Annotated in this window: 11 protein-coding genes; all 11 read right to left on the reverse strand. The window is 36.2% G+C overall.

Features of this window, described 5'->3' with window-relative positions; translation table 11 throughout:
* Positions 1-9: 9 nt before the first annotated feature.
* Positions 10-222: a YlzJ-like family protein gene (locus QQZ16_RS10235; RefSeq protein WP_031534588.1), complete on the reverse strand. Its 213-nt coding sequence runs from the start codon at positions 220-222 to the stop codon at positions 10-12.
* Positions 219-956 carry a ClpP family protease gene (locus QQZ16_RS10240; protein WP_031534587.1) on the reverse strand — a complete coding sequence of 246 codons (738 nt, stop codon included), beginning with the start codon at positions 954-956 and terminating at the stop codon, positions 219-221. Before QQZ16_RS10240 ends, QQZ16_RS10235 begins: the two co-directional genes overlap by 4 nt.
* Before the next feature lie 201 nt (positions 957-1157).
* Positions 1158-1316: a hypothetical protein gene (locus QQZ16_RS10245; protein WP_284561326.1), complete on the reverse strand. Its 159-nt coding sequence runs from the start codon at positions 1314-1316 to the stop codon at positions 1158-1160.
* Positions 1317-1387: 71 nt separating this feature from the next.
* Positions 1388-3061 (reverse strand): ribonuclease J, encoded by a 1674-nt coding sequence (locus QQZ16_RS10250; RefSeq protein WP_235247676.1) that lies wholly within the window; start codon positions 3059-3061, stop codon positions 1388-1390.
* Positions 3062-3255: 194 nt separating this feature from the next.
* A complete protein-coding gene (locus QQZ16_RS10255; RefSeq protein ID WP_235247677.1) occupies positions 3256-4593 on the reverse strand; it encodes an amino acid permease in 1338 nt (445 codons plus the stop codon).
* 298 nt (positions 4594-4891) lie between these two features.
* Positions 4892-5755 carry a 4-hydroxy-tetrahydrodipicolinate synthase gene (gene dapA / locus QQZ16_RS10260; protein ID WP_031534581.1) on the reverse strand — a complete coding sequence of 288 codons (864 nt, stop codon included), beginning with the start codon at positions 5753-5755 and terminating at the stop codon, positions 4892-4894.
* A 47-nt stretch (positions 5756-5802) separates the two neighbouring features.
* Positions 5803-7020: an aspartate kinase gene (gene dapG, locus QQZ16_RS10265; RefSeq protein ID WP_031534580.1), complete on the reverse strand. Its 1218-nt coding sequence runs from the start codon at positions 7018-7020 to the stop codon at positions 5803-5805.
* A gap of 365 nt (positions 7021-7385) precedes the next feature.
* Complete coding sequence (asd, locus tag QQZ16_RS10270; RefSeq protein WP_031534579.1) at positions 7386-8432, reverse strand: aspartate-semialdehyde dehydrogenase; 1047 nt, start codon at positions 8430-8432, stop codon at positions 7386-7388.
* A gap of 208 nt (positions 8433-8640) precedes the next feature.
* On the reverse strand, positions 8641-9237 hold the full coding sequence (gene dpaB / locus QQZ16_RS10275) for a dipicolinate synthase subunit B (RefSeq protein ID WP_031534577.1): 597 nt from the start codon (positions 9235-9237) through the stop codon (positions 8641-8643).
* 2 nt (positions 9238-9239) lie between these two features.
* Positions 9240-10136 carry a dipicolinic acid synthetase subunit A gene (dpaA, locus tag QQZ16_RS10280; protein ID WP_235247678.1) on the reverse strand — a complete coding sequence of 299 codons (897 nt, stop codon included), beginning with the start codon at positions 10134-10136 and terminating at the stop codon, positions 9240-9242.
* 467 nt (positions 10137-10603) lie between these two features.
* Entirely contained in the window at positions 10604-11842 is a 1239-nt protein-coding gene (locus QQZ16_RS10285; RefSeq protein ID WP_031534573.1) for a M16 family metallopeptidase, read from the reverse strand.
* Positions 11843-12054 lie beyond the last annotated feature (212 nt).

The raw sequence follows: 12054 nt of genomic DNA on the forward strand, positions 1-12054 counted from the left end.
AAAATCAGATTATATGTTTGGAATTTTTGTTCCGGGCTGCATGCCTATATGGAGAAAATGACTAGGGTCAGTGCTAAGCACTCTCACCACTTCTAATTCATTTGCTTCATTTTTTGCTACTAATATAGGTATTCCATTATAATTTATAACTTGTTGCTTTTCATATATGTCTTGACTCATTGGAAAAATCAATTCTTCTGGCATCATTGTATACATAATCATTGAATAATCCCTTCTGTCTGTTCTTTATTTGCATCAATTAACTCATTGAGCTTTTTCATTGCATTTCCTACCCCACCAACATCATCTATAAGCCCCGAAGTAACAGCATCTATCCCAATTACATTTGTTCCAATATCTCTTGTTAAATTACCTTTTGCAAACATAAGATCTTTGAAATCTTCTTCGGTTATTTTGGAATGTTTTGTAACAAAATTAACGACTCTTTCTTGCATTTTATCTAAGTACTCAAATGTTTGAGGAACTCCAATAACGAGCCCTGTTAATCGTATTGGATGAATGGTCATCGTTGCTGTTTCTGCAATATAAGAATAATCACAAGATACAGCAATTGGTACACCGATAGAATGTCCCCCACCTAAAACAAGAGAAACAGTTGGTTTAGAAAGAGATGCAAGCATTTCGGAAATAGCTAACCCAGCTTCTACATCTCCTCCAACTGTATTTAAAATAACCAGTACCCCTTCGATTTTCGGGTTCTGTTCAATTGCAACAATTTGCGGAATTAAATGCTCATATTTCGTCGTTTTATTTTGAGGTGGTAATTGTAAGTGTCCTTCAATTTGACCAACAATCGTTAAACAATGTATTTTGGAATCCTGAGAAAGCTGTGGGACATTGGTTTGACCCAACTGTTGGATTTTTTCCATTAAACCACCTGTTGGTTTATCCTCTTTCGGCTGTTCTTCAGGCTGATTATTATTTACTGAAACCATGATGTTCTCCCTTCCTAAAACCATAATAATATTAGTATGAAGCGAGAGACACTATTTCATGCGGTTGAAATCAAAAGACAAATCGGGTTTATAGTAATGATGGAAGGAACAGCATTATAAAAGGGGTTATTTGAATCAATAGACGGGGAGCATTGCTATGGATGTATTTTTATAGGGAGGGCTTGGAATAGTGGAGGGGTTTTAGCTATTATGAGCACTGCCTTTTTCTGGATGTCTCGATATTATGTGGTTAGATTTTCTTGATGAACACCATTTTATCTCACCTCTCACCACATAATGGTTTTCATCTGCCTTTTGAACACCTCTTTTTCTTTCTTCTCTCCATATTAAAGCGTTCATCTCTTTATCTGTTTACTAAGCCATTCCTCCATTACAAAAAAACAGCCCCCTAACAAAGGAGGCTGTAACTTTTATTTTCTAACTGGTTTTACTTCCATAATAATCGGCAGAATCATTGGTCTGCGTCTTGTTTTTTCATATAGGAATTGGTTTAATGTGTCTCTTATATCTTGCTTTATACCAGTCCAGTCAAAACTGTCCTTGCTGATGCTTTTTTCGACAATATCTCTTACTCGGTCAGACGCTTCTTCAAGTAATTTCTCTGATTCGCGAACATATACAAATCCTCTTGTAATAATTTCTGGACCAGCAGAAATCTTTCTCTCTATCTTATTTAAGGTTACGACAACTGTTAAGATACCATCCTGTGACAATAGCTTACGATCTCTTAGGACAATATTGCCGACATCGCCAACACCACTGCCATCAATTAATACATTGCCTGCTGGAATCTTTCCACCCACTCGAAGTGTATCTTCTTTGTATTCAAGAACCTCTCCTTGTTCAGGAAGATAAATATTTTGAGGAGCAACCCCACATTCGACCGCAATTTTTTCATGGGCTTTTAATAAACGATATTCACCATGGATTGGCAAGAAAAATTTCGGCTTCATCATATTAATCATGAATTTTAATTCTTCTTGGCTGCCGTGATTGGAGCTATTAAATGTTTTATAGCCTGCAAGAAGTGTTGCACCAGCTCTATATAGTTTATCAATTGTTTTTCCGACAAACACTTCACTGCCTAAGAAAGAAGATGCTGCAAATAACACGGTATCCCCTTGCATAATGCTCACTTGCTTATGATTTTTTCTCACCATTTTTTGTAGGGCTTCAATTGGCTCCCCTTTTGTTCCAGTTGTGATAATGACCATTTGATCCTGTGCATACTCTTGAAGCTCATTGTAGGTAACGATTGTTTCCTCATCTACTACTAAATACTGGTTCTTTATCGCAATCTGCAATACTCTTTGTAAATTTTTTCCGATAATGGCAACTTTGCGATTCGTTTTCTCTGCAGCGTCAATGATATGCTGAATTCGATTTAAGTCTGTTGCAAAACACGCTGCAATGACTCGGCCGTTAGTTTGTAAAAAGGCGTCAATTAAGCTTTGCGTTACGACAAAGTCTGTAGTTGAATAGCCTGGTTTATCTGCATTTGTACTATCAGATAATAATGCTAAAACGCCTTCTTCTCCAATTTTTGCCATCTCGCCATACTCGGGCTTATATAAATCACTTGCTGTCTGGTCAAATTTGAAATCTCCTGTATGTACGATTGCACCTTCTGATGTATGAATAACGATACCAATACTATCTGGGATACTATGATTCGTCTTAAAGAAGGACACTTTTGATGAAGCAAACGTAAGAACTGATTTAGAGGTAATAATTTCAAATTGTGCTTGTCCTTTGAAATCCTGCTCTTTCATCTTTTCCTTTGTTAGTTCAGCTGTTAAAAGAGTCGTAAAAACGGGCACGTCCAAATCTCTTAATATATAAGATAAACCTCCTATATGGTCTTCATGTGCATGGGTTAAGAAAATCCCTTTTACTCTGTCTTTGTTTTGCTTTAAATACGATATATCCGGAATAACGATATCAATCCCCAGCATTTCATTTTGTGGATACATTAATCCAGCATCAATTACAAATATGTCTTCATCCACTTCGACTACAAACATATTTTTTCCGTTCTCGCCCACTCCACCGAGTGCAACGAGCTTTATTTTTTCATTCTTCATAAATTTTTGTTTCCTCCTATGTTGAGTTAAGCCGACCATTGATCAGTTATGCTTATTATACTTGATGTTTAAAAATGTTTACAACCAATTTTATGAAATCTTCTTTTTTAAAAATGTTTTTTTCAGAAAATAAAGCATTTCCATTATTGGATTTTTCCTTATTTTATCGGCTTTTCCATAGTAATAATCATTTTTTAACGCTTATTTGACTTAAATTTAAAAATAGAAATAACGATTACAACAAAGAAACAGGCTAAACATGCCATGATGCTAATTCGATTTGCTTCATCAAACAAGAAACTGATACTAATAATAGCTAAACAAATAACCGTAATTATAGGTATGTACGGATATCCCCAAATTTTAAAGCTTGGTTCAAACGGATAAGATTTTCGAAGCTTTACTTGGGCTAAACAAATAGTAATCCAAACAATCGAAACGACAAAACCTGGGAATGCCATAAGCAAAGCGAATACTTCCTCTTGCTTTACTAACGCAATCATGGAGCCAGCAATTAAAATAATAGCTGTAAGCATTAAACTATATAAAGGAACTCCATTTTTATTTACCTTGCTGAACGCCTTTGGTCCTTGTCCTTCTAACGCAAGAGAATACATCATTCTTGTACAACCATATATACCCGAATTCGCCGCAGATAACACCGCAATAATCAAGACAAAGTTCATAATATGAGCTGCGCCAGATAATCCTGAAATAGTCAGCACTTGTACAAATGGACTAGAAGCATCATTTAGCTTATTCCAAGGAATAAGACCACATATAATTAATATTGGTAGTGTGTAAAATAATATGATTCGTAAGATAAAGCTTTTAATTACTTTCGGTAGTATTTTCTCTGCATCTTTTGCTTCTGTTACGGTAACCCCAATAAGTTCAGAGCCACCATAGGAAAACATAACAATTAATAATGCTGAAAAGACAGGCATCCAGCCATTTGGGAAAAACCCACCGTTTTCTGTGTAATTTTGCAAATAATTGGTTTCGCCAGATGGAATAATACCGAATAAAACAGCTGCTCCTAGAATAATAAAGAGAATAATCATCCCAATTTTAATTCCTGCAAACCAAAACTCAAATTCACCATAATTTTTCACATTCATTGTATTTACAGCGATTAAAATAATGGAACAAATAATGCTTAATATCCAAAGTGGTACGTCTGGTAACCAAAATTGTAAAAAGCTTCCGGCTACAACAACCTCAATCACGCATACAGCAAGCCATAAAATGCAATACATCCAGCCAATGATGAATGCCATTCGATCGCCAAAAGCTTTTCCGATAAAGCCTTTCATATTTGTATTTGGATAAATAATCGCCATTTCCGCAATGCTTCCCATTACTACGAGTAATAATAGCCCTGCAAATATGTATGTAAAGATAACGCCTGGGCCAGCAATCGATACGGTTTCGCCGCTTCCTTTAAATATTCCAGTACCAATAGCTCCTCCCATTGCCATTAAACTGATATGTCTTGGCAATAAATTTTTCTGTAACTTATTATTCGTCATACTTTCTCCTCCGTACTTCTTCCATTTACTTGCAATTAAGATTTTTCCATAAATCGAACATTTACTATGTATCCAATCATAATCAATTACTGGATTAGAAACAAGTTCTTCTTATTATGGAATCAAACAAAAAAGTCAGAAGAGCTAGTTATCTCACGGTGGAACGAACCAATTTTAGCATTGGTACATTCTTAGTAATAAGAGATAGCTGAACTCTTCTGACTAGTAACATTCTTTTAACCTTGCAAAACAAGCTGTTTTATCATGTTAATCCTAATTGCGGATAAAGACTAACACCTTATAAAAATTCTGCTAGTTCTTTGCGTTCTTCCTCTGTTAAAGGAACTAATGGTAATCGAACAGAACCAACATCAAATCCTTTTAATTGAAGCGCCGTTTTTACAGGCACAGGGTTAGGTGCTTTAAATAAGGCTAACATAAGCGGAAGTAATTTCTGATGCATTTTTGAAGCTTCCTCTATATTCCCAGCTAAGAAAGAATTCACCATTTCTTTCATTTCTTTGCCGATAATATGGGACGCAACAGAGATTATTCCTGTTCCCCCTACAGATAATAACGGTAATGTTAAACCGTCATCGCCACTGTAAACGTAAAAATCATCTGGGGTTGACGCAATAATTTTCGTGATGTTATTTAAATTTCCGCTAGCTTCTTTTACTGCTACTATATTTTCAATTTCAGACAATCGAATAATAGTATCTGGTTCAATATTAACAACAGAACGACCTGGAATATTATATATCATAACGGGTAGTTTTGTAGATTCTGCAACTGCTTTAATATGCTGAAACAATCCCTCTTGGTTTGGCTTGTTATAGTATGGTCCAACTACCATAACAGCGTCCACACCTGCAAGTTCAGCTTGTTTCGTCAATTCGATGGACTCATATGTGTTATAACTACCTGTTCCTGCAACAATTGGAACTCTCTTTTCCACTACCTTTACCACATGTTTAAATAACGCAATCTTCTCTTGTTTGGATAATGTGGGTGATTCTCCAGTTGTACCAGCTACTACTAAAGAATCCGTTCCGTTTTCAATTAAATGATTAATCAACTGTGTTGTTTTTGGAAAATCTATATGTCCCTTGGCATCAAATGGTGTAATCATGGCCGTTGACACCCTACCAAATAAACCCATCGTTCCACTCCTATTCTCATCTCGATCTTGTCGTATCTATATCTATTCTATTCTTTTTCTAGCTCAAACGCATCATGTAGTACATTCACCGCGTTTACTAAATCATCCTGCTTCACAAGGACCCATATCGTTGCATGGCTATCAGCTGATTGTAGGATTCGAATTCCTTTATTTGATAGTGCCGTCACAATTTTAAATGTAACACCTGGTACACCGGCCATTCCAGCACCAACTACTGAAACTTTCGCACACTCTCTTTCCATAACAGGTTCGTAGCCCATATTTTCAAGAACAGCTATTGCTTTATTGGTCATTTCATTTGTTACGGTATAGACAACACTGTTTGGTGATATGTTGATAAAGTCGACACTTATTTCTTCATTTGCCATTGCTTTAAATACTTGTGCCTGCAAATCATACTGATCTTTTTTTGCAAATACTTTAATCTGTGTTACATTCGCTACATGCGCAATACCAGTAACAGGTCTTTCTTTAATGTCGCTACCTCTGTTCTCTGCATTACTAGATGTAACGAGGGTACCAGTACCTTTTGAATACGTAGAACGAATTCGAATTGGCACCTTTGCCTGCATCGCAATTTCCACTGCTCGCGGATGTATTACTTTTGCCCCTTGGTATGCCATATTACATACCTCTGAATACGTGACCACTGATAATGGTCGAGCATTTTCAGCAATTCTTGGATCAGCTGTCATAATTCCTTCTACGTCTGTGAATATATCAATATATTCTGCGTTTAGGGCAGATCCTAAAGCGGCTGCTGAAGTATCACTTCCGCCTCTTCCTAATGTTGTCGTATCTCCATTTAGTGCTGCTCCTTGAAAGCCAGCTACCACGACTACATCATGGTTTTCCAATTCTTGTAGAATACGGCTGCAGTCCATTTCCATTATTCTTGCATTCGTAAAATCATTATTCGTTTTAAATCCAGCTTGAGCACCTGTCAAAGCTGTAGCTGAAATCTGATTTTCTAGCAATAGCTGTGTGAACACAACACTTGAAATAATTTCGCCGCATGACATTAGCAAATCATTTTCTCTTCTGCTGATACTTGTTTCTGCTCCGCCAACTAATGATAATAGTGTGTCCGTTGCATATGGTTCTCCTTTACGGCCCATTGCTGAAACAACTACAACCACTTTATACCCTTCACTTAATGCATCTTTAATATGATCTTTTGCTTGAATTCGGCTTTTTTCATCTCTTACGGATGTTCCACCAAATTTTTGAACCATTATTTTCACAGTAAACACCTCTGAACACTTTCTAAATGAGTGTAAATATAAGGGTGCCTTTTTCTAGAACAATTGGAGGATTCTCAAAATCCTTAACTCTATAGATTAGATTCACCTCAGACATCATATTACTAGGAGGATCCCTTGTTGTTTGACTCTAGTTAAGCTTTGAGCCATTTAATTGTAGTATTCGTTAAAAAAAGGATCTCTTTCTTCTAAAAATACTCATTTGTTAAGAAAGACAAGATTTTGGAAACGATGCGTATATTGCTGTGTCCAAACTTGTACTTCCTGTATGTAGAAAAATTAGAACTCTACTTACAGGCATTTTCCTGCATTCTAATCCTTTTTAAGTCTTGCCTTTCTTAATTTACTTATACAAGTCCTAATTTAATTAGGCTTTCTGCGATTTGAACAGAGTTCCATGCGGCACCCTTTAATAAGTTATCTGATACTACCCACATATGAAATCCGTTCTTCACGTCTAAATCTTGACGAATACGTCCGACAAAAACATCATTGCTCCCTACACAATCTGCAGGCATTGGATAGATTTGATTATTCGGATCATCTTGTAGCACAATGCCAGGAGAAACTTGTAATAACTCTTTTATTTCTGAAGCTGTTACTTGGTCATTGTCTAATTCAAAATAAATAGATTCAGAATGACCTGTTGCAACTGGTATACGTACACATGTTGCCGCAACTTTTAAGTCCTCTGCATGCATGATTTTCTTTGTTTCGTTAATCATTTTCATTTCTTCATAAGTAAATCCATTTTCAGTGAACACATCAATTTGCGGAACCGCATTAAAAGCAATTTGATAATGTTTCTTATCACTTTTAACTGGAAGAATTTTTGGCTCAAATGCTTCGTTGTTAAGAATCGCTTGCGTTTGGCTATTTAATTCCTCTACTGCTGCTGCTCCTGATCCAGACACAGCTTGATATGTCGACACTAATACTTTAGATAGTCCATATTTTTCTTTCAATGGTTGTAGAGCTACGACCATTTGAATAGTAGAACAGTTCGGATTTGCAATAATTCCGTTATGGTTGCGAAGATCTTCTTCATTTACTTCTGGTACTACTAATGGCACATCTTTGTCCATACGGAATGCACTTGTATTATCAACAACAATTGCTCCATGTCTTACCGCATGTGGTGCTAGCTCCTTTGAAACCCCGCCACCTGCACTAAATAGCGCAATATCGATTCCTTTAAAGCTTTCTGGAGTTGCTTCTTGTACAACTATTTCCTTATCTTTATAAAGAACTTTTGTCCCTGCTGAACGTTTTGAAGACAAAAGTGTTAATGTTGAAATAGGAAAATCTCTGCTTTCTAATGTTTTGATCATTTGCTGACCAACAGCCCCTGTTGCTCCAACTACTGCTACGTTATATCCTTTTAATTGATCCATTAATGGTTCTCCTTCCAAAGGCTTTCTCTAATAATAATAGGCTAGCGTCATGCACCGCCTTAAATAATATTATCTATTTTAACATATTCAAGCAGCAATAAAAGAAACTTTTATCAGATTCTTTCAAAAAACACCGATTGGCGCTAAAGAGCTCCAATTGGATTACAAAAAGCGCCTTGTTTTATCGGTGATTATAAAAAAACACTCGTTAATCTAAATATTTCTCTACAATTACTGGCTGAATCTGTTTATATTCTAATGCTGCTTCAATTGTTTCTGCAAGCATAGACATTCTTGCTACCATGGAATTTGGTTTTTTTTCTGGATCATCCTGACCAAATGGGATAAAGAAAATATTCTTTGTTGCCATCAAGCGCATAAGATTCATGCCGTTTAATCCTAATGCATCATTTGTTGATATTCCTAACACAACTGGTTTTTGATTTCTTAATGTAGCTTTAGCTGCCATTAGTACTGCATTGTCTGTCATAGCATTAGCAAATTTGCTCATGCTATTTCCTGTTAATGGAGCGATTACCATACAATCGAGTGGTGCTTTCGGTCCAAGAGGCTCTGCTGCTACGATGCTATCGATTATTGGCTGCCCAGTTATTTCTTCTACTTTGCTAACCCAATCCTTCCCCTTGCCGAAACGAGTATCTGTATTTTTAACATTTCCTGTGACAACTGGTACTACTTCTGCGCCAAGTGATACTAATTTCTCTACCTGTGGTACTACTTCTGCATATGTGCAGTGGGATCCTGAAATTCCAAATCCTATTCTTTTTCCTTGTAAACTACTCATGCTTATTTCTCCTTTCCTTGTTGCGGTTGATCAGCAAGTAATTGAGCTAAGACATCTGCGAGTATATTCCCTGCTGTTTTCGGGGCTACAATTCCTGGTAAACTTGGTGCAAGTAATGCCTTAACCCCTCTTTTTTCTGCATATTGAAAATCCGTTCCACCTGGTTTAGATGCCAAATCGAGCACCAAAGTGTGTAGAGGCATTTTTTCAATGACATCAGAAGTTACGACAAGATGGGGAATCGTATTGATACATATATCGATCTCTTCCACCGCGATTTGTAAATCATCTAAATGTACAGGGCTTAATCCCATTTCTATAATGCGTGCAATATGTTCACTTTGATTAGCTGCAACCTTTACTTTCGCACCTAATGCGTGGAAAGTTCGAGCAACACTCATTCCTACACGTCCTAGCCCTAGCACGATTACTTTAGAACCATGAATCGTTGTATCTGTATGTTGGATTGCCATCATAATCGTACCTTCTACTGTTGGAATGGAATTTAATATTGCTACATCATCTCGATCAAATAATTGAACGAGTTTTCGGTTTGTTTCTTTAATTAGCAAATTTAAATATTCATTCGTTATTCCTGAATATACGGTGCAATGCTCTGGGGTTTTTTCTAGTATTTCTTTTGTTAAAAAAACCTTTTCGTTCGAAAAGATTGTATCAACTTGCCCATTTAAATCGGTACCTTTAACGGGTAAGATAATAGCATCTATTTTCGAAAAATCTACGTTATCGATTTTTTCTTTTGTAGCTCCGGTGAATGCATGGTCTAACTGCTCGAACCCAATTAATGAAAGGATTGCCTCTTGTTCGGTTAACTTGCGAACAATTTCTAGCTGCCTTGCATCACCGCCGGTAACCGCGATTTTCATCCCTTTCAGCATGAATATTTCACCTTCTTTTTTTTAAAGATCCTGTTTTCATAGCTCGCTACTTCAACATCTTATGTGATTACATATTATTAGGTGAGTTGTTTCGAGGAATTCCTCAAAAAGAAGGATTTCTTCTTTATTTAGAACAACTAACTAAGAAGGGAAAGCTTCGTAACCTTCCTGTCCTAGTTTCTAATCGAACTAGCTCGAGCGTCCGCTACTTAAAAGCCTTTTTTACTTCAAAATTTCTCATCTAATTCGATTTATGCATCCCTTTATCTTTCTGTTCTTCATTACCTTCATAAAATAAGTTACCCACGGGAAGTTGTAAAAGCGGATAGAATGGAGGACAAAACGAAACAATGCCATCATTTCGTTGTAGAAAGCAATCTACTAGTTCAAAGGTAGGGGCACAAAAAAACTAGGAATTCAGAAATAAATTCTGTTTCCTAGTTTTTATTTTATATATGTAGTGCCATTTATTGAAGTGGTTTTGGCAGTTGTCCGTCTGGGCTGATTAAAGACACAGAGAATGTGTCAGTGAAAATATCTTTTGCCATTTGATCGACATCCGCTTTCGTAACTCGGTCTATATCAGCAATAATATCATCCAAGGAACGATGTTTACCTAATAATAATTCGTTTTTGCCATTTCTGCTCATTCGGCTATTTGTACTCTCTAAACTTAGCATTAAGCTACCTTTCAATTGCTCCTTACTATTTAGAAGCTCCTTTTCAGTAATTCCTTCTTTTTTCAAGGTAGCAAGCGTACTTTGAATCGTATCAAATAGTTCATCTAGCTGTTTTGCTCCTGTACCGCCATATATTGTTACAATCCCGCTATCTTGGTATGCAGAATGATAAGAGAAAACCGAGTAAGCTAAGCCTTTTTGCTCACGAACATCTTGGAACAGTCTACTGCTCATACTACCACCGAGAATATTGTTTAAGGAAACAAGTGTATACATTTTCTCATCGCCCACTTGTAATCCATTAAAGCCTAGGCATAGATGGGCTTGCTCTGTTTCCTTTTTTCGAGAAAAATTATTGGCATGGAAAGAAGGTTTCACAATTTCTATTTCTGATTTACCCGCTTCATATGTTCCAAAATACTTCTCTACCTGGGAAATAAATGTATCTGTAATATTTCCAGCAATCGAAATAACTGTATTATCTGGTGTATAATGATTAAACATATATTCTCTTAACGTATCTCCATTAAAGGTAGCAAGCGTCTCTTCTGTACCTAAAATTGGATAGCCTAATGGATGTTTATCATAGATTGCCTGACTTAATAAATCATGGACAATATCATCTGGTGTATCATCATACATCTTAATCTCTTCATATACAACATTTTTCTCTTTCTTTAACTCTTCTTCATCAAAAGTTGAGTTAAAATACATGTCTGCTAACACTTCTAATGCCATATCAGCATGTGTATCCAACACCTTTGCATAATAGCAAGTATATTCCTTTGAAGTAAAAGCATTTACTTGACCACCAATACTGTCAAATGATTCTGCTATTTCTCTTGCACTACGTGTTTTTGTTCCTTTAAAAAACATATGCTCTAAAAAATGGGATACACCATTATTTTTTTCATCCTCTTTCCGTGATCCTGTTCCTATCCATACGCCAATAGCTACAGAGCGAACGGTTGGAATGTTTTCCAATACTATTCTTACTCCATTTTGGCAAGTATATCTTTTGATCAATTATGTTCCTCCTGTTCTTCTACCAAGTTGTTAAATATAGCTGCGACTGCTAGTATATCTTATTCCTCTTATTTTTTCCAAAACATTGTTTGATTATAATCATAACATAGGAAGGTTTAAAAGATGAATAACGTTTCATTCCCGTATGAAGAGAAGATAAGTATGTTATTTTTACTTTTCGTATGCTCCCTGTTGATTTCCGCTTTACTGGC

The sequence above is a fragment of the Bacillus sp. T2.9-1 genome (genome assembly GCF_950097965.1).
GTDB lineage: Bacteria > Bacillota > Bacilli > Bacillales > Cytobacillaceae > Niallia > Niallia hominis.